This window comes from Streptomyces sp. L2 (genome assembly GCF_004124325.1).
Taxonomy (GTDB): Bacteria; Actinomycetota; Actinomycetes; order Streptomycetales; family Streptomycetaceae; genus Streptomyces.
Genome location: NZ_QBDT01000001.1, coordinates 1,257,026 through 1,274,367 on the forward strand (window position 1 = coordinate 1,257,026; position 17,342 = coordinate 1,274,367).

Sequence of the window (17,342 nt, forward strand, 5' to 3'; positions counted from 1 at the left end):
GGCCTCCCCACCTGCTCCTCGGTCAACGTAACCAGCACCAGGCGCAGTTGGTCCCGCCCCGGGAGGAGACATGAAGCATCGCGGCAGACACCGCCGGCGCAGGCGGGGCGCAGCGCTGCGCGCGGCCCTGGCCGGGACCGCGCTGGCGCTCACCGCGGCGGCCACGCTGATCAGCGCCTCGCAGGCCACGGTGCCGGACGACCCCGGCGCGCTGAAGCCGCTGACCTCCCGGGCGGACACGGCCGCGCTGCGGCTCCGGGAGCGGCTGGTTCCCGCCCGCACGCTGGACCGGCTGGCCGCCTCGATGGGCCGTCCGGTCGGGGTGGACGACGTTCTGCGCGGCGCGGACCGCAGCCTGCGCGAGGCGGCCGACTGCGGTGCCGGGGACCGGGCGTCCCTGCCCGTCACCCCGGCCGCCACGCAGGCGTACTGCTGGGACCGGGCCGACGCCGCCGCCGGCTGGCGTCCCGCGTCCGTGACCACGTCCGCGGACGCCGACGACGACGGCGCCTGGGGATCCCACCGGGTCGTCCTCAGCGGCTGGACGCACAGCACCACCGACGGCCCGGCCGCGGAGCGGGGCCTCGCCCGGGTCGCCGTCGTCGACGCGGACGGCCCCACCCGGCTCGCCTACGACTGGGTGCTCCTCACGGTCCCGGTCGACGGCGGCCGGAACTACCAGGGTCTGGTCTCGCGGATCTCCGGAATGGTCTGGTACCAGGACAAGCTGCTGGTGAGCACGGCCACGGGCAGCGCCGACGCGCTCTACGTCTACGACCTGAACCGCATCCAGCGCACCTCGGTGGACGGGCCGGCGATCGGCCGGGTGCGGGGCGGCTGGTCCGCCGACGGGTACCGGTACGTGATGCCCGCCGTGGGGTCGTACCGCGTCCCCGCGGCCCACTGCTCCCCCGCCGGGTCCCCCTGTCCGGGCGCGCTGGCCCTGGACCGCGGCTCGGCGCCGGCCGGTCTGGTCGCCGCCGAGTGGACGGCGCCCGGCGGACCGAAGCGGGCCCGGCTGTGGCGGTACGCGTTCAGCACGGACCGGGCGCGCGGCGGCCTGCTCGCCGCGGACGCGGCCGGGCGCGTGGACGCGGTCGAGGCGTACCGGACGCACGCGGCGGGCATCCGCGGCGTGCTGAGCGAGCGGCGGCCCGGTGCCGCCCGCCCGGACTGGTACGTCGGCCATCTGCCCGGTTCCTGGCAGGGCCACGGCAGCCTGTGGCGGCTGGGCACGGGCGGGGCGACGGCGGCCCGCTGCGGCTCGGACTCCTCCCACCACTGCTGGGCGCTGTCGGGCGGCTCCCTGTCCTACGCGCCCGGGACGGGCGAGGTGTGGTCGGTGTCCGAACGGATGCTGTTCTCGGTACCGCTGACCGCGATAGACGCGTCCCTGCACTGAGCGCCGGACGGTCGCCGGGCGGGGCTCGGGTGTCCGCGTGCCGGTCCGCGATCGACAGACCGGTGGGCCGGATGATTCCCTGGCCCGCATGAGCAGCGTCCCCGTCACCACCTGGTCCCTGGAGCAGACCTCCCCGGCCGACCTCCTGCCGGCCGCCGCGCCGGAGGGCGACGTCCGCGTCGTCCGGGGCGAGGTCCCCTCCCCCGAGTTCAGCCGGTTCCTGTACGCCTCGGTCGGCGGGGACATCCGCTGGACCGACCGGCTCGGCTGGAGCTACCCGCGCTGGCAGGAATACCTGGACCGGCCCGGGGTGGAGACGTGGGTGGCGTACGACCGGGGCACCCCGGCCGGGTACGTGGAGTTGGAGGCGCAGGACGAGGGCGTCGTGGAGATCGTCTACTTCGGCCTGATCCCCGCCTTCCGCGGCCGGCGCATCGGCGGCCACCTGCTGTCGTACGGCGCCGCGCGCGCCTGGGACCTGGCCGAGCGGTGGCCCGGCCGGACGCCGACGAAGCGGGTGTGGCTGCACACGTGCAGCAAGGACGGCGAGTTCGCGATGGACAACTACCTGCGGCGCGGCTTCACGCTGTTCGACACGAAGGTGGAAGCGGAGCCGGACGTACCGGCCCCGGGGCCGTGGCCCGGAGCGTGAGACTCCGCGGGCGCGGCCGTCGCTTCCGGAACGTGACCCACACCACCCTGTCTCATCATTCAGAATAGTTTCGTCCATATACTGGACAACGGTGGACTGGCCAGAGATCCCCGTGCCACGCTTCCGTCATGCCTGGAACTGGAATTGCCTTGGTGAGTCGGCGGCACGTCGACCTCGGCCGCATGTCCAGCGCCATCTGTCCGGCGAGCTGACCGCACCAGCACCGCCGCTTCTCCCGCATTCACTTCCTGCTGCGCAATGACGCGCACGCCTGCCCGCGTGCGCGTCATTGCGCAGGTCAGATTCGCTTTCCGCCTGTCCCGAAGGACTAACACCATGGCCGCCAGCCCCCAGAACCCCGCTGCCACCGCGCCGCGCCGCACGGTGAGCCGTCACCGCGGCGAGGGTCAGTGGGGAGTGGGACACCTGACCCCGCTCAACGGCGCCGAGCAGTTCAAGAAGGACGACGACGGTCTCAATGTGCGGACACGCATTGAGACGATCTACTCCAAGCGCGGCTTCGACTCCATCGACCCCAGCGACCTGCGGGGACGTTTCCGCTGGTGGGGTCTCTACACCCAGCGCCGCCCCGGGATCGACGGCGGCCGCACCGGTCTGCTGGAGCCCGAGGAGCTGGAGGACTCGTACTTCATGATGCGGGTCCGCGTCACGGGCGGCCGGCTCACCACCGAGCAGCTGCGGGCGATCGGCGAGGTGTCGGAGACGTACGCGCGCGGCACCGCGGACATCACGGACCGGCAGAACATCCAGTTCCACTGGGTCCGTATCGAGGACGTGCCCGCGATATGGGACCGCCTGGAGTCGGTCGGCCTGTCCACCACCGAGGCGTGCGGCGACTGCCCGCGCGGCATGCTCGGCTCCCCGGTCGCCGGGGTCGCCGAGGACGAGATCATCGACGGCACCGCCGCGCTGGACGAGATCGCCCGCCGCTACATCGGCGACCCGCGCTTCTCCAACCTGCCGCGCAAGTACAAGACGGCCGTCTCGGGTTCGCCGCTGCTGGACGTGGCGCACGAGATCAACGACATCTCCTTCGTCGGCGTGGTCCACCCCGAACACGGCCCCGGCTTCGACCTGTGGGTCGGCGGCGGCCTGTCCACCAACCCCCGGTTCGGGGTGCGGCTGGGCGCCTGGGTGCCCGAGGCGGACGTGCCCGAGGTGTGGGAGGCCGTGACCTCCGTCTTCCGCGACTACGGCTACCGGCGGCTGCGCAACCGGGCCCGGCTGAAGTTCCTGGTCGCCGACTGGGGCGCGGAGAAGTTCCGCCAGGTCGTGGAGGACGAGTACCTCGGCCGCAAGCTGACCGACGGTCCCGCGCCCGAGATGCCGGCCCAGGCCTGGCGCGACCACATCGGTGTGCACCGCCAGAAGGACGGCCGCTTCTACGTCGGGTTCGCCCCGCGGGTGGGCCGGATGGACGGCTCGCTGCTCACCAAGGTCGCCGCCCTCGCCGAGGACCACGGATCGGGACGGGTGTCCACCACCGTCGAGCAGAAGATGATCATCCTGGACGTGCCGGCGGACCGGGTCGACTCGCTCGTCGACGGCCTGGAGGCGCTGGACCTCCGGGTGAGCCCCTCGCCGTTCCGGCGCGGCACCATGGCCTGCACGGGCATCGAGTTCTGCAAGCTCGCCATCGTGGAGACCAAGGAGCGCGGCAGCGAGCTGATCGACGACCTGGAGCGGCGGCTGCCCGACTTCGACGAGCCGCTGACCATCAACATCAACGGCTGCCCGAACGCCTGCGCCCGCATCCAGACCGCGGACATCGGTCTCAAGGGACAGCTGGTCACCGACGCCGACGGCAACCAGGTCGGCGGCTACCAGGTGCACCTGGGCGGCGCACTCGGCCTGGAGCCGTCGTTCGGCCGCAAGGTCCGCGGCCTGAAGGTCACCTCCGAGGAGCTGCCGGACTACATCGAGCGGGTCCTCAAGCGCTTCCAGGCGGAGCGCGAGGACGGCGAGCGGTTCGCCGCCTGGGCCGCGCGGGCCTCCGAGGAGGCCCTGTCATGAGCGAGCGGGCGGCGCCCTTCTACTGCCCCTACTGCGGCGAGGAGGACCTGCGTCCGGGCGAGCAGGGGCCCGGCGCCTGGGAATGCGTGGCGTGCAACCGGGGCTTCGCACTGAGGTTCCAGGGCCTGCTGGCCCGGGGGCTCGCGGCAGCCGACAACGGAGGGGACGACCGGATATGACGACCGCTCAGCAACCGCGTACGGACGCCGAGTTGAAGGCCCTCGCCGAGCAGGCGGGCCGTGACCTGGAGGACGCCTCCGCGCTGGAGATCCTCCAGTGGGCGGTGGACACCTTCGGCACGGAGTTCTGCGTCACCTCCTCCATGGAGGACGCCGTGGTCGCGCACCTCGCGTCCCGCGTGCTCAAGGGCGTCGACGTCGTCTTCCTCGACACCGGCTACCACTTCCCGGAGACCATCGGCACCCGGGACGCCGTGGAGGCCGTGATGGACGTCAACGTCATCACGCTCACGCCGCGGCAGACGGTGGCCGAGCAGGACGCCGAGTACGGGCCGAAGCTGCACGACCGCGACCCCGACCTGTGCTGCGCGCTGCGCAAGGTCAAGCCGCTGGAAGAGGGCCTCACGGCCTACCGGGCGTGGGCGACCGGGCTGCGCCGCGACGAGTCCCCGACCCGGGCGAACACCCCGGTCGTCGGCTGGGACGAGAAGCGGCGCAAGGTCAAGATCTCCCCGATCGCCCGCTGGACCCAGGACGACGTGGACGCCTACGTCGCCGAACACGGCGTACTGACCAACCCGCTGCTGATGGACGGCTACGCGTCCGTCGGCTGCGCCCCCTGCACCCGCCGGGTCCTGGCGGGCGAGGACGCGCGGGCCGGCCGCTGGGCCGGCCGCGCCAAGACCGAGTGCGGGCTGCACGGATGACGGCCCCACGGACGACGACCCACCCCCACCAGGAGAACCACGTGACCACCGGAGCCACCGTCTGGCTCACGGGTCTGCCGAGCGCCGGCAAGACCACCATCGCGCACGAACTGGCCGGCCGGCTGCGCGCCGAGGGCCACCGCGTCGAGGTGCTCGACGGCGACGAGATCCGCGAGTTCATCTCCGCGGGCCTCGGCTTCAGCCGCGAGGACCGGCACACCAACGTGCAGCGCATCGGCTTCGTCGCCGAACTGCTCGCCCGCAACGGCGTCCTGGCGCTGGTCCCGGTGATCGCGCCGTACGCGGACAGCCGGGACGCGGTCCGCAAGCGGCACGAGGAGAACGGGACGGCGTACGTGGAGGTCCACGTGGCCACCCCGGTCGAGGTGTGCTCGGTGCGTGACGTGAAGGGGCTCTACGCCAAGCAGGCCGCCGGCGAGCTGTCCGGCCTGACCGGCGTCGACGACCCGTACGAGGAGCCCGAGGCGCCGGACCTGCGGATCGAGTCGCAGGACCAGACCGTGCAGGAGTCCGCGGCGTCGGTGTACGCCCTGCTGAGCGAGAGGGGACTGGCATGACGACCGTCGCGAAGGTCGAGGAGGGGACGGGAAGTCCGTACGCCCTCTCGCATCTGGACGCGCTGGAGTCCGAGGCGGTGCACATCTTCCGCGAGGTGGCCGGCGAGTTCGAGAACCCGGTGATCCTGTTCTCCGGCGGCAAGGACTCCATCCTGATGCTGCACCTGGCGCTGAAGGCGTTCGCGCCGGCGCCGGTGCCGTTCACGCTGCTGCACGTGGACACCGGGCACAACTTCCCCGAGGTGCTCCAGTACCGGGACCGCACGGTCGCCGAGCACGGGCTGCGCCTGCACGTGGCCTCCGTGCAGGACTACATCGACCGCGGGGCGCTCAAGGAGCGCCCGGACGGCACCCGCAACCCGCTGCAGATCGTGCCGCTCACGGAGAAGATCCAGAGCGAGAAGTTCGACGCGGTGTTCGGCGGCGGCCGCCGTGACGAGGAGAAGGCCCGCGCCAAGGAGCGGGTGTTCTCCCTGCGGGACGAGTTCTCCCAGTGGGACCCGCGCCGCCAGCGCCCGGAGCTGTGGAACCTCTACAACGGCCGGCACGCGCCCGGCGAGCACGTGCGCGTGTTCCCGCTGTCCAACTGGACCGAGCTGGACGTGTGGCAGTACATCGCCCGCGAGGAGGTCGAGCTGCCGCAGATCTACTTCGCCCACGAGCGCGAGGTGTTCCAGCGCAGCGGCATGTGGCTGACCGCCGGCGAGTGGGGTGGCCCGAAGGACGGCGAGACCGTGGAGAAGCGGCGGGTCCGCTACCGCACGGTCGGTGACATGTCCTGCACGGGTGCCGTCGACTCCGACGCCGACACCATCGAGAAGGTCATCACCGAGATCGCCGCGTCCCGGCTCACCGAGCGCGGCGCCACCCGTGCCGACGACAAGCTCTCCGAGGCCGCGATGGAAGACCGCAAGCGCGAGGGGTACTTCTAGACATGAGCACGACCACGACCGAAGCGCTCCCCGAGACCACACTGCTGCGGTTCGCCACCGCCGGTTCCGTCGACGACGGCAAGTCCACCCTCGTGGGCCGGCTGCTGCACGACTCCAAGTCGGTCCTCACCGACCAGCTGGAGGCCGTGGAGCGGGCGTCGGCGAGCCGCGGCCAAGAGGCCCCGGACCTCGCGCTGCTCACCGACGGCCTGCGGGCCGAGCGGGAGCAGGGCATCACCATCGACGTCGCCTACCGCTACTTCGCGACCCCGCGCCGCCGGTTCATCCTGGCCGACACGCCGGGACACGTGCAGTACACGCGGAACATGGTCACCGGAGCCTCCACCGCCGAGCTGACGGTGATCCTCGTCGACGCCCGCAACGGCGTCGTCGAGCAGACCCGCCGGCACGCGGCCATCGCCGCGCTGCTGCGGGTGCCGCACGTCGTCCTCGCCGTGAACAAGATGGACCTGGTCGATTACCGGGAGTCCGTGTTCGCCGCGATCGCCGAGGAGTTCACGGCGTACGCGACCGAGCTGGGCGTCCCCGAGGTCACCGCGATCCCGATCTCGGCGCTGGAGGGCGACAACGTGGTGGAGCCGTCCGCCACGATGGACTGGTACGGCGGCCCGACCGTCCTGGAGCACCTGGAAACCGTCCCGGTCAGCCACGACCTGGCGCACTGCCACGCCCGGCTGCCCGTGCAGTACGTGATCCGGCCGCGCACCGCCGAGCACCCCGACTACCGGGGCTACGCGGGCCAGATCGCGGCCGGCACCTTCCGGGTCGGCGACGCGGTGACCGTCCTGCCGTCCGGGCGGACCACGACGATCTCCGGCATCGACCTGCTGGGCGAGCCGGTCGACGTGGCCTGGACGACGCAGTCGGTGACGGTCCTGCTCGCGGACGACATCGACGTCTCGCGCGGCGACCTGATCGTGCCGACGAAGGACGCGCCGGCCACCACCCAGGACGTGGAGGCGACCGTCTGCCACGTGGCCGACGCCCCGCTGACCGTCGGGCACCGGGTGCTGCTCAAGCACGGCACGCGCACGGTGAAGGCGGTCGTCAAGGACATCCCGTCGCGGCTCACGCTGGACGACCTGTCGCTGCACCCGCACCCGGGGCAGCTCGTCGCCAACGACATCGGCCGGGTGAAGATCCGTACCGCCGAGCCGCTGCCGGTCGACTCCTACGCCGACTCCCGCCGCACCGGCTCCTTCATCCTGATCGACCCCGCCGACGGCACCACGCTCACCGCGGGCATGGTCGGCGAGTCGTTCGCCGCGCCGGACCCGGTCAAGGACGAGTCCGACGACGACGGCTGGGACTTCTGACATGAACTCCCCGGACTTCTACTCGCTGTTCGCCAAGGAGGGCGGAGGGGTCGGCTGGGGGTCCCCCCGGACGGAGTCTGGGGGAGGCAAGGGAGGCGCCGGGCAGGGCGGCACCGGGCGATGTGCGCGGTGACGTACGCGCACCGCTCGCGCGCCCTCACCCCCCACCGCCGCAGACCTGCCGACCTCCCGGCCACGACCTGAAACGGTCGTGACCGCCGGGCCGACGAGAGGAATCCCTCCCGTGCCTGCCTCGACCGCCCTCCGCCGCACCCTGGCGGCCCTGACCGCGCTCCCCCTGCTCACCCTCGCCGCCTGCGGCTACGGCTCCCAGGCCAAGACCGACGACACCGCGAAGATCGCCGCAGGGGCGAAGAAGACCGACGGACTCGACTCCGTCCGGATCGGCTACTTCGGCAACCTGACGCACGCGACCGCGCTCGTCGGCCGGGAACAGGGCCTGTTCCAGAAGGAACTGGGCGCCACCAAGGCCCAGTACGCCGTTTTCAACGCCGGGCCCTCCGAGATCGAGGCGCTCAACTCCGGCTCCATCGACATCGGCTGGCTCGGCCCCTCCCCGGCGATCAACGGCTACACCAAGTCCGGCGGCAAGGACCTGAAGATCATCGGCGGTTCGGCGTCCGGCGGGGTGAAGCTGGTCGTGAACCCGAAGAAGATCTCCTCCCTGAAGGACGTCAGGGGCAAGCGGATCGCCACCCCGCAGCTCGGCAACACCCAGGACGTCGCGTTCCTCAACTGGGCGGCGGAGCAGGGCTGGAAGGTCGACGCGCAGACCGGCAAGGGTGACGTCACCGTCGTCCGCAGCGACAACAAGGTGACGCCGGACGCGTTCAAGTCGGGGTCGGTCGACGGGGCGTGGGTGCCGGAGCCGACCGCGTCCCGGCTGGTCGCCGAGGGCGGCAAGGTGCTGCTGGACGAGGCGTCGCTGTGGCCGGACAAGAAGTTCGTGATCACGAACATCGTCGTACGGCAGGGCTTCCTCACGGAGCACCCCAAGGCCGTCGAGGCGGTACTGCGGGCCTCCGTCGAGGCCAACAAGTGGATCAACGCCAACCCGGAGCAAGCCAAGGCGGCGGCCAACAAGCAGCTGGCGGTCGACTCCGGCAAGCCGCTCCCGGCGGACATCCTCGCCCCGGCGTGGAAGTCCATCCGGGTCACCGACGACCCGCTGGCGGCCACGCTGCGCACCGAGGCGGACCACGCGGTCAAGTCCGGTCTGCTCGACGAGCCCGACCTCAGCGGGATCTACGACCTGACGCTGCTGAACAAGGTCCTCAAGGCCGACGGAGCGAAGCCGGTGGACGCCGCCGGACTCGGCTCCGACTGATCCCAAGCCCCTACCAGTTCCCAGGAGGTGACGACCATGGCCACGACTCTCGCCAAGGCCGACGAGGCGGTCGACTGCGCCGCCCGCCTCGCGCATGTCTCGAAGTCCTATCCCGGACCCGGTGGGCAGCAGCTCGTCCTGGACGACATCAGCCTCGATGTCGCTCCGGGTGAGTTCGTCACCCTCCTGGGGGCCTCGGGCTGCGGCAAGTCGACGCTGCTGAACCTGGTGGCGGGCCTGGACCGGCCCAGCGCCGGGTCCATCACGACGGACGGCCGGCCGGCGCTGATGTTCCAGGAGCACGCCCTGTTCCCGTGGCTGACCGCCGGCAAGAACATCGAACTCGCCCTGAAGCTGCGGGGCGTTCCGAAGGCCGAGCGGCGCGGCAAGGCCGAGGAGCTGCTCGAACTCGTGCGGCTGAAGGGCGCGCACGGCAAGCGGGTGCACGAGCTGTCCGGCGGCATGCGCCAGCGGGTGGCGATGGCGCGGGCGCTGGCCCAGGAGAGCAGCCTGCTGCTGATGGACGAGCCGTTCGCGGCGCTCGACGCCATCACCCGGGACGTCCTGCACGACGAACTGACCCGTATCTGGGCGGAGACCGGCCTGTCCGTGCTCTTCGTGACGCACAACGTGCGCGAGGCCGTGCGGCTGGCCGAACGGGTCGTGCTGCTGTCCTCCCGTCCGGGCCGGGTGGCCCGCGAGTGGCGGGTGGACATACCGCAGCCGCGCCGCATCGAGGACGCCCCCGTGGCGGAACTGTCCCTCGAGATCACCGAAGTCCTGCGTGGGGAGATCCGCCGCCATGGCCAGCACTGACACGACGACCGCCCCGGACTCCGGGAGCGTGGAGGCGGGCCTCGACGCGCTGGAGACCACGCAGTCGGGCCGCACCCCGTGGCGGAAGACGTTCGTCGACAAGATCGTGCCGCCCCTCACCGCGATCGTGGTGGTGCTGGTGGTGTGGCAGGGCCTGATCAGCTTCGGCGTGGTCGGCGACCCCACGAAGCTGCCGTCGCCGGGCGCGGTCTGGCACGCGCTGCGCCGGGACTGGCTGCAGGGCACCCTGCTCGGCTACATCTGGACATCCGTCTCGCGCGGACTCCTCGGCTTCTGCTTCGCCCTGCTGATCGGCACGCCGCTGGGTCTGGTGGTGGCCCGGGTGAAGTTCGTGCGCGCGGCGATCGGGCCGATCCTGTCCGGTCTCCAGTCGCTGCCGTCGGTGGCGTGGGTGCCGCCGGCCGTGATCTGGCTGGGCCTGAACAACTCGATGATGTACGCGGTGATCCTGCTGGGCGCGGTGCCGTCGATCGCCAACGGCCTGGTGTCCGGCGTGGACCAGGTGCCGCCGCTGTTCCAGCGGGCGGGCCGCACGATGGGCGCGACCGGGCTGAAGGGCACCTGGCACATCACGCTGCCGGCGGCGCTGCCCGGCTACGTGGCCGGCATGAAGCAGGGCTGGGCGTTCTCCTGGCGGTCGCTGATGGCCGCGGAGATCATCGCGAGCTTCCCCGACCTGGGCGTGGGCCTCGGCCAACTGCTGGAGAACGCGCGGACCGCGAGTGACATGGCGATGGTGTTCGAGGCGATCCTGCTGATCCTGTTCGTCGGTATCGCCATCGACCTGCTGATCTTCAGCCCGCTGGAGCGGTGGGTACTGCGCAGCCGCGGTCTGCTGGTGCGGGGCTGACATGGCCGCCCCCGTCCTCGTCGTCGTCGCCCACGGCAGCCGCGATCCGCGGCACGCCGCGACGGTGCACGCCCTGGTGGAGCGGGTACGGTCGCTGCGGCCGGGCCTGCGGGTGGAGACCGGGTTCCTGGACTTCAACGTGCCGTCCGTGCCGGCCGTGCTGGAGTCGCTCGCGGCGGACGGTGTGCGGGACGTGGTCGCGCTGCCGTTGCTGCTGACGCGGGCGTTCCACGCCAAGGCGGACATCCCGGCCGTGCTGCGGGCGGCTCCGGCGCGGCTGCGGATCCGGCAGGCCGAGGTGCTCGGCCCGTCCCCGCTGCTGCTGTCGGCGCTGGAACGGCGGCTGTACGAGGCGGGGCTGACGCCCGCCGACAAGTCCTCGACCGGGGTCGTGCTGGCCTCGGCGGGGTCGACGGACCCGGAGGCGGGCGCGGTGATCGCCGACATCGCGCGGGAGTGGTGGCGCACCGGTTGGTGTGCCGTGCGACCCGCGTTCGCCTCCGCATCTCTGCCCCGCACCGAGGACGCGGTGCGGGAACTGCGGGCGCTGGGCTGCGAGCGCGTCGCGGTCGCGCCGTACGTGCTCGCACCCGGCTTCCTGCCGGACCGGATCGCGCGGGGCGCGGCCGGGGCGGACGTCCTGGCGGACGTGCTCGGCCCGGCACCCGAGGTGGCGCGGCTGCTGCTGCGCCGCTACGCCGAGGCGAACCGGCCGGCGCTGACCGCGCTCGGCGCCTGAGCTTCAGGCGCCCGGGCGGGTCACAGGGCCAGCATCTGGACCAGTTCGCGGGTGTAGGCGAGGCTGCCGGTGCCGGCGGCCGCGCCGATCGTGACGGCCTCCAGGGCGGTGCGGATCTTGCCGCGGTTGGGCGGACCGCCGTCCTCCGCGGAGAGTTCAGCCTCGCCCTGGATGATCTCGCCGTAGCGGACGAGCCCCGGGTACTCGGCGCGCAGCGACTGGAGGAGGCCTCCGGTGAGCTGGAGCAGCGCGTCCGGGTCCGGGTGGTGGCCGTTGGTGGGGTTCCCGTGGAAGTTGTAGGTGCTCATGTCCTGTTCTCACTCCTGGGCCGGTGGGGCCGTCTGGACGGGCGAGGTGCTGGAGCCGCGGGCGGTGCCGATCGTACGGGTCCGGCGGGAGCGCCCGGGGAGGTTTCCCGTCTTACGGTCCGCTCGCGCCCGGGAACACGCGGAGAGGGCCGAAAATCGCCACCCGTACGAGTGAACGGACCGCATTGACCGTGCGGTTGGGGACGACCCGTGCCCCGGTGCGGAGCCGCCTCGTCCGTGCGGCACGGCGGCCCGGGGCCGACGCCGCCGGCGCGTCGGGCGGTTGGCCGGGACGCCTGCGCCCGCGGTCCGGCGCTCCCCTGTGACGTCGGACCGCGGGCGGCTCTTCGTTCTGCGTCTGCCGCGGCCCGCGCGTCACACGTGGGGACCGGTCATCGCGCCGGAAGGGCGGTAATCGGCCATGTACGGCGGGTCAGTCGAAGCGGAGGGCACCGGTGCGGGTGCGCTTGAGTTCGAAGACGTCGGGATGGCGGGCCAACACCCGGAAGCTGTCGAAGAGTTCGGCCGCCTCCGCGCCGCGCGGAATGGCCCGCAGGACGGGGCCGAACCACACCGTGCCGTCGACGTGGATCGTGGGTGTGCCGACGTAGTGGCCCGTCTCCGGCTCGGCGCCCGCGTCGTGGCCGCGGCGCACGGCCTCGTCGTACGCCGGGTCGTGGGCGGCACCGGCCAGGTCCGCGGGGAGTCCCAGCTCGGCCAGGGAGCCGGTGACGACCTCATCGAAGTCCTTGACGCCCTGTTCGTGGATCCGGGTGCCGAACGCGCTGTACAGCTCGCGCAGGACCGGTGCGCCATGGCGTTCCGCGGCGGCCGCGGCGACCCGCACCGGGCCGATCGAGCGGTCCACCAGGTCCCGGTACCAGTCGGGCAGTTCGTTGCCCGTGTTGTGCAGGTACAGGCTCATGACGTGGAAGCGGAGGTCGAGCGGGCGCTGCCGTTCGACCTCCAGCATCCAGCGGGAGGTGATCCAGGCGAAGGGGCAGGCGGGGTCGAAGTAGAAGTCCACCCGGGTCGGCTCCGCGGTGGTGTCGTTGGCGCTGATGGTGTTCGCGTGCGTCATGACACGGACGTTAGGCGACCAGTGGACCGGAGTCCCGGCCCAATTCTCTCCCTTGCGGCTGGGCCAATTCCGTCAGTCCCCGGTGCCGGCGACCTCGATCCCCATCTTCCGCAGCCGCTCCGGCTCCGCGACGATGTCGATGCCGGTGATCCGCGTGCCGTCCGCGGAGAACGTGAAGGAGAGGGCCAGGCGCGGCCTGCCGTGCGGGGCCATGACCAGGCCGAAGTCGCCGTCCAGCAGGGCGAGGCCGGTGTGTCCGGCGCGGATCGCGGCGCGCGTGGCGCCCCGGGCGACCGATTCGGCGCCCCGGACCGTGACCGGTTCGCCCGTGGGGGCGGCGAACGCGTCGGCGCGCAGCACCACGTCCGGGTCGAGCAGGGCGACCAGCGCGGCGAAGTCACCGCCGCGGGCGGCGGCCAGGTACGCCTCGACGGCCGCCCGGCGGCGCCTCGTGTCCGCTCCGGGCGCGGGGGTGCGGCCCCGGACACGGCGGCGGGCGCGGCTGGCCAGTTGCCGGGTGGCGTCCGGGGTCCTCTCGATCACGGACGCGATCTCGTCGAAGGGCACGGCGAACATGTCGTGCAGCACGAAGGCGACCCGCTCGGCGGGGCCGAGCGTGTCGAGGACGACCAGCAGGGCGACGCCGACCTCGTCGGCCAGCAGTGACTCCCGGGCCGGGTCGCCCGCCTCGGCGGCCGGGGCGGGCGCGGTCGCCGCCGCGGCCTGGGGCTCGTAGGCGTCGACGAACTCCTCGCGCCTGCTGCGGCGGGCGCGCAGGTGGTTGAGGCAGACGCGGGTGACGATGGTGGTCAGCCAGCCGGTGAGGTTCTCGATGCCCTCGGTCTCGGCCTGCTGGGCGCGCAGCCAGGCGTCCTGCAGCGCGTCGTCGGCCTCGGCCGCCGAGCCGAGCAGCCGGTACGCCACGGCCGCGAGGTGGGCCCGGTCCGCCTCGAACCGCTCCGCCAGCCGCGCCATGTCCCCCGTGATGTCGTCCACCGTGTGTCACTCCCCTGTGTCCCGGCGCGCGGATGCGCGGCCCCCCATGATCCAGGAAACGCGCACGGGCGGCAGGGAGTTCCGCCGCGCGGGCCGGTCGCGGCGGCCGGCGGGCCGTCACGCCGGCGGAGCGGTCAGTTCGATCAGTTTGAGGACCGTGTTCCAGTTGCGGGAGGTGGCGACGACGCCCTTGGCGGGAGGCCGCCGGGAGAGGAGTTCGGCGAGCTTGGAGCGGCCGAGACCGTCGGGGGCGTAGAGGTAGAGGCAGCGGTCGCCGAGGCGGAACTCCTCGGGCAGGTGCGCGGCCTGGTCGATCCCGGCGAAGTGCTCGGGGCCGACGGGGGCCGAGAAGTAGGTGACGTGCAGCTGCTTGGGCTGGAGGTCGGCGGCCGGGAAGGGGCAGGCCTCGGCCACCGCCCGCAGATAGGCGTGGTCGCGCACGATGACGTCGACGGTGAAGCCGAACCGCTCCTCGATCGCCTTGGCCAGCCGGGCGGCCAGGGACTCCTCGTCGCCGTGGTCCGACGTGCCCGGGGTGAAGACGGCCTGGCCGCTCTGCAGGTGGGTGCGTACGCCGGTGTGGCCGAGGCCGGTCATCAGCTCGCGCAGGTCGGCCATCGGGAGCTTTCTGCTGCCGCCCACGTTGATTCCGCGCAGCAGCGCCGCATAGGTCGTCATCCGCACACCATAGAGCGGCCGTCGTGCCCCGTGGGGGTGGGCACGACGGCCGGGTCCCCGGCGTGCGGGACTCCGCGAAACTCTGGCGGATGCACAGGGCGCGGATCAACTCCTACACGCAGCTGTGACTTGTTCAACAAGGTTTCACAATCACAAAGTGGATCTCTGTCGGCGGAACGGACACCCCGAGACGCGGCCCCGAGAACCGGCGATAGATGTAAGGGACCCCCATCATCCTCTGCGGTGAGGCGGCGGCACCCCACTTCGTCGAACAGCAGGACGAGACGTCCGGATCGTGACCGTAGCGTCGTGGAGGAGCAAGCGAAGACGTGGCGGCAGGGGGCCGTCACCGCACACGAGGGGGCAGGCCCGTCATGGGGAACGAGGACGTGCGGGTGCGGGGACTGGCCGCCCGCGCCGGCGGCTGGAGCGCCCGGCACCGCTGGGCGGCCGTCGGCATATGGGTGCTGTTCGTCGTCCTGGCGATGGGGCTCGGCTCGGCCGCGGGCCGGGTCGACGTGGACGAGAACAACCAGCTGAAGGGCGAGACGCACACCGCCGCCCAGATCATCGACGACGCCGGGATCAAGGAGCCGGCTGGGGAGACCGTGCTCATCCAGTCCAGGGACGGCTCCGGGAAGGCGACGGACGCCGGCTTCCGCGCCGCGGTCGCCGATGTCGTCAAGGCCGTCGAGGGCACCGGCGAGGTCACCGGGGTGACCTCGCCGTACGACACCCACACGATCTCCCGTGACGGGCGCACCGCGCTGGTCCAGTTCGACATGCGGGGCGACGCCGACACGGCCGCCGACCGGGTCCAGCCGGTGCTGGACGCGGTCGCGGGGGTGCAGAAGGACCACGCCGGGCTGCGGATCGCGGAGATCGGCGGTGCCAGCATGAACAAGCAGTACCAGGACGCCTTCGGCAACGACTTCCAGCAGGCCGAGTACTCGGCGGTGCCGGTGGCCTTCGGCATCCTGCTGGTCGCGTTCGGCGCGCTGGTGGCCGCCCTGCTCCCGGTGGGCCTCGCGATCACCGCGATCATGGCGACGATGGGCCTGATGGGCCTGGTCAGCCACGTACAGCCGATGAGCGACACCGCCAACTCCGTGATGCTGCTGGTCGGCATGGCCGTCGGCGTCGACTACTGCCTGTTCTACCTGCGCCGGGAGCGCGAGGAGCGGGCCGCCGGACGGGACGCGGGCACGGCGCTGCGCATCGCCGCCGCCACCAGTGGCCGGGCGGTCATCGTCTCCGGTGTCACGGTGTGCGTGGCGATGGCGGGCATGCTGTTCACCGGGCTCGCCGAGTTCGAGGCGATGGGACTGGCCTCCCTGATGGTGGTCGCGGTCGCCATGGTCGGTTCGGTCACCGTGCTGCCCGCGCTGCTGTCGCTGCTGGGCGAGCGGGTGGAGAAGGGCCGGCTGCCGTTCCTGGGCCGTGGGCGCCGCCGCTCCGGCGGAAGCCGGGAGAGCAGGTTCTGGACGGCCGTGCTGCGGGGCGTGCTGGCCAAGCCGCTGGTGTCCGTGCTGGTCGCGGTCGGCGCGCTGCTCGCGGTCGCCGCGCCCGCGCTGGGCATGAAGACCCAGCAGCTCACGCTGGACCAGGAGTTCGGCGACTCGCTGCCGATCGTGCAGACCTACGACCGGCTCAACGCGGCCTTCCCCGGCGGGTCCGAGCCCGCGCAGGTCGTCGTCAAGGCCAAGGACATCAACGCGCCGGAAGTGCGGCAGGCGCTGGCCGACTTCAAGAAGCGGGCGATCTCCTCCGGTGCCTCGCGCGGCCCGGTCACCATCAAGCTGCACGACGCGCAGAATGTCGCCGTGGTGTCGGTGCCGCTGGTCGGCGGCTCGGACATGGACAAGGCGGTCAAGAGCCTGGACACGCTGCGCGACGACGTACGGCCGGACACGCTCGGCAAGGTCGACGGCGTCCAGGCTCCGATCACCGGCCAGGTCGCGGGCAACCACGACTTCAACGACCAGCTGCTCGGCTCGGTCGTCCCGGTCTTCGTGTTCGTGATCGTCTTCGCCTTCCTGCTGATGCTGGTGTCGTTCCGCTCGCTGACCGTCGCGATCACCTCGATCGTGCTGAACCTGCTGTCGGTGGCGGCGGCCTACGGCATCCTCGTCGCCGTGTTCCAGCACGGCTGGGGCGCCTCGCTGGTGGGCGCGGAGGGCGTCGGCGCGATCGTGACCTGGCTGCCACTGTTCCTCTTCGTGATCCTGTTCGGCCTGTCGATGGACTACCACGTGTTCGTGGTGTCCCGGATCCGTGAGGCCCGGGCCCGGGGCCGGTCGACGCCGGACGCCATCCAGCACGGCGTGGTCACCACGGCCGGGGTGGTCACCAGCGCCGCGGTCATCATGGTCGCCGTGTTCGCGATCTTCGGCACGCTGTCGATGCAGTCCATGAAGCAGATGGGCGTGGGCCTGGCGGCCGCCGTCCTGATCGACGCGACCGTGATCCGGGGCGTGCTGCTCCCGGCGGTGATGGCGCTGCTCGGCGAGCGCAACTGGTACCTGCCGAAGTGGCTGCACCGCCTCCCGGACCTCACCCACGACGAGGCCCCCGAGCCGCCGGCGGCCCCGGTCCGCGACGAGGGCGAGCGGCTCCCGGTCTGACGCCTCCCCACCTCGCCCGGAGGGCCTGTCGGTGTGCCGCACACCGACAGGCCCTTCGCC

Annotated in this window: 18 protein-coding genes; 14 read left to right on the forward strand and 4 right to left on the reverse strand. The window is 72.2% G+C overall.

Annotated elements, in window-relative coordinates:
- Positions 1-70 precede the first annotated feature (70 nt).
- From DBP14_RS05385 to DBP14_RS05440, 13 genes are all read left to right on the forward strand, one after another.
- Entirely contained in the window at positions 71-1,402 is a 1,332-nt protein-coding gene (locus DBP14_RS05385; protein ID WP_129305890.1) for a hypothetical protein, read from the forward strand.
- Positions 1,403-1,490: 88 nt separating this feature from the next.
- On the forward strand, positions 1,491-2,054 hold the full coding sequence (locus tag DBP14_RS05390) for a GNAT family N-acetyltransferase (RefSeq protein WP_129305891.1): 564 nt from the start codon (positions 1,491-1,493) through the stop codon (positions 2,052-2,054).
- 128 nt (positions 2,055-2,182) lie between these two features.
- Positions 2,183-2,266: a putative leader peptide gene (locus DBP14_RS37410; protein WP_310739661.1), complete on the forward strand. Its 84-nt coding sequence runs from the start codon at positions 2,183-2,185 to the stop codon at positions 2,264-2,266.
- Positions 2,267-2,390: 124 nt separating this feature from the next.
- Positions 2,391-4,088 carry a nitrite/sulfite reductase gene (locus DBP14_RS05395; protein WP_129305892.1) on the forward strand — a complete coding sequence of 566 codons (1,698 nt, stop codon included), beginning with the start codon at positions 2,391-2,393 and terminating at the stop codon, positions 4,086-4,088.
- The gene (locus DBP14_RS05400) at positions 4,085-4,267 is read left to right on the forward strand and encodes a hypothetical protein (RefSeq protein WP_129305893.1); all 183 of its coding nucleotides are present in this window, start codon (positions 4,085-4,087) and stop codon (positions 4,265-4,267) included. The genes DBP14_RS05395 and DBP14_RS05400 overlap by 4 nt, the downstream gene beginning before the upstream one ends.
- Positions 4,264-4,974, forward strand: coding sequence for a phosphoadenylyl-sulfate reductase (locus tag DBP14_RS05405; protein ID WP_129305894.1), 711 nt, complete (start codon positions 4,264-4,266; stop codon positions 4,972-4,974). The genes DBP14_RS05400 and DBP14_RS05405 overlap by 4 nt, the downstream gene beginning before the upstream one ends.
- Positions 4,971-5,552 (forward strand): adenylyl-sulfate kinase, encoded by a 582-nt coding sequence (gene cysC, locus DBP14_RS05410; protein WP_129305895.1) that lies wholly within the window; start codon positions 4,971-4,973, stop codon positions 5,550-5,552. Before DBP14_RS05405 ends, cysC begins: the two co-directional genes overlap by 4 nt.
- Complete coding sequence (gene cysD, locus DBP14_RS05415) at positions 5,549-6,484, forward strand: sulfate adenylyltransferase subunit CysD (protein ID WP_129305896.1); 936 nt, start codon at positions 5,549-5,551, stop codon at positions 6,482-6,484. Before cysC ends, cysD begins: the two co-directional genes overlap by 4 nt.
- Before the next feature lie 2 nt (positions 6,485-6,486).
- Entirely contained in the window at positions 6,487-7,821 is a 1,335-nt protein-coding gene (locus DBP14_RS05420) for a GTP-binding protein (RefSeq protein WP_129305897.1), read from the forward strand.
- A 244-nt stretch (positions 7,822-8,065) separates the two neighbouring features.
- The gene (locus tag DBP14_RS05425) at positions 8,066-9,169 is read left to right on the forward strand and encodes an aliphatic sulfonate ABC transporter substrate-binding protein (RefSeq protein WP_129305898.1); all 1,104 of its coding nucleotides are present in this window, start codon (positions 8,066-8,068) and stop codon (positions 9,167-9,169) included.
- 36 nt (positions 9,170-9,205) lie between these two features.
- Entirely contained in the window at positions 9,206-9,985 is a 780-nt protein-coding gene (locus DBP14_RS05430) for an ABC transporter ATP-binding protein (protein ID WP_129305899.1), read from the forward strand.
- Entirely contained in the window at positions 9,972-10,856 is an 885-nt protein-coding gene (locus DBP14_RS05435) for an ABC transporter permease (protein WP_129305900.1), read from the forward strand. Before DBP14_RS05430 ends, DBP14_RS05435 begins: the two co-directional genes overlap by 14 nt.
- Position 10,857: 1 nt before the next feature.
- Entirely contained in the window at positions 10,858-11,595 is a 738-nt protein-coding gene (locus DBP14_RS05440; protein WP_129305901.1) for a sirohydrochlorin chelatase, read from the forward strand.
- Between the two features lie 20 nt (positions 11,596-11,615).
- Here DBP14_RS05440 and DBP14_RS05445 read toward each other — a convergent pair whose 3' ends face one another.
- The 4 genes from DBP14_RS05445 to DBP14_RS05460 all read right to left on the reverse strand — a co-directional run bounded on the left by DBP14_RS05445 (position 11,616) and on the right by DBP14_RS05460 (position 14,658).
- Positions 11,616-11,903, reverse strand: coding sequence for a hypothetical protein (locus DBP14_RS05445; protein ID WP_129305902.1), 288 nt, complete (start codon positions 11,901-11,903; stop codon positions 11,616-11,618).
- Between the two features lie 433 nt (positions 11,904-12,336).
- Complete coding sequence (locus DBP14_RS05450) at positions 12,337-12,984, reverse strand: DsbA family protein (protein ID WP_129305903.1); 648 nt, start codon at positions 12,982-12,984, stop codon at positions 12,337-12,339.
- A gap of 72 nt (positions 12,985-13,056) precedes the next feature.
- On the reverse strand, positions 13,057-13,959 hold the full coding sequence (locus DBP14_RS05455) for a sigma-70 family RNA polymerase sigma factor (protein ID WP_129311695.1): 903 nt from the start codon (positions 13,957-13,959) through the stop codon (positions 13,057-13,059).
- Positions 13,960-14,097: 138 nt separating this feature from the next.
- Positions 14,098-14,658 (reverse strand): DUF1697 domain-containing protein, encoded by a 561-nt coding sequence (locus DBP14_RS05460; protein ID WP_129305904.1) that lies wholly within the window; start codon positions 14,656-14,658, stop codon positions 14,098-14,100.
- Positions 14,659-15,032: 374 nt separating this feature from the next.
- Here DBP14_RS05460 and DBP14_RS05470 point away from each other — a divergent pair, with 374 nt between their 5' ends.
- Positions 15,033-17,282 carry an MMPL family transporter gene (locus DBP14_RS05470; protein WP_129305905.1) on the forward strand — a complete coding sequence of 750 codons (2,250 nt, stop codon included), beginning with the start codon at positions 15,033-15,035 and terminating at the stop codon, positions 17,280-17,282.
- Positions 17,283-17,342 lie beyond the last annotated feature (60 nt).

What these genes read in the sequence shown, in the direction of transcription:
- DBP14_RS05470 (WP_129305905.1), top strand. Translation starts at nt 15,033, where the DNA reads ATGGGGAACGAGGACGTGCGGGTGCGGGGACTGGCCGCCCGCGCCGGC.
- DBP14_RS37410 (WP_310739661.1), top strand. Translation starts at nt 2,183, where the DNA reads ATGCCTGGAACTGGAATTGCCTTGGTGAGTCGGCGGCACGTCGACCTC.
- DBP14_RS05420 (WP_129305897.1), top strand. Translation starts at nt 6,487, where the DNA reads ATGAGCACGACCACGACCGAAGCGCTCCCCGAGACCACACTGCTGCGG.
- DBP14_RS05390 (WP_129305891.1), top strand. Translation starts at nt 1,491, where the DNA reads ATGAGCAGCGTCCCCGTCACCACCTGGTCCCTGGAGCAGACCTCCCCG.
- DBP14_RS05455 (WP_129311695.1), bottom strand. Translation starts at nt 13,959, where the DNA reads ATGGCGCGGCTGGCGGAGCGGTTCGAGGCGGACCGGGCCCACCTCGCG.
- DBP14_RS05460 (WP_129305904.1), bottom strand. Translation starts at nt 14,658, where the DNA reads ATGACGACCTATGCGGCGCTGCTGCGCGGAATCAACGTGGGCGGCAGC.
- DBP14_RS05385 (WP_129305890.1), top strand. Translation starts at nt 71, where the DNA reads ATGAAGCATCGCGGCAGACACCGCCGGCGCAGGCGGGGCGCAGCGCTG.
- DBP14_RS05435 (WP_129305900.1), top strand. Translation starts at nt 9,972, where the DNA reads ATGGCCAGCACTGACACGACGACCGCCCCGGACTCCGGGAGCGTGGAG.
- DBP14_RS05440 (WP_129305901.1), top strand. Translation starts at nt 10,858, where the DNA reads ATGGCCGCCCCCGTCCTCGTCGTCGTCGCCCACGGCAGCCGCGATCCG.
- DBP14_RS05445 (WP_129305902.1), bottom strand. Translation starts at nt 11,903, where the DNA reads ATGAGCACCTACAACTTCCACGGGAACCCCACCAACGGCCACCACCCG.
- DBP14_RS05450 (WP_129305903.1), bottom strand. Translation starts at nt 12,984, where the DNA reads ATGACGCACGCGAACACCATCAGCGCCAACGACACCACCGCGGAGCCG.
- DBP14_RS05405 (WP_129305894.1), top strand. Translation starts at nt 4,264, where the DNA reads ATGACGACCGCTCAGCAACCGCGTACGGACGCCGAGTTGAAGGCCCTC.
- DBP14_RS05400 (WP_129305893.1), top strand. Translation starts at nt 4,085, where the DNA reads ATGAGCGAGCGGGCGGCGCCCTTCTACTGCCCCTACTGCGGCGAGGAG.
- DBP14_RS05395 (WP_129305892.1), top strand. Translation starts at nt 2,391, where the DNA reads ATGGCCGCCAGCCCCCAGAACCCCGCTGCCACCGCGCCGCGCCGCACG.
- cysC (WP_129305895.1), top strand. Translation starts at nt 4,971, where the DNA reads ATGACGGCCCCACGGACGACGACCCACCCCCACCAGGAGAACCACGTG.
- cysD (WP_129305896.1), top strand. Translation starts at nt 5,549, where the DNA reads ATGACGACCGTCGCGAAGGTCGAGGAGGGGACGGGAAGTCCGTACGCC.
- DBP14_RS05430 (WP_129305899.1), top strand. Translation starts at nt 9,206, where the DNA reads ATGGCCACGACTCTCGCCAAGGCCGACGAGGCGGTCGACTGCGCCGCC.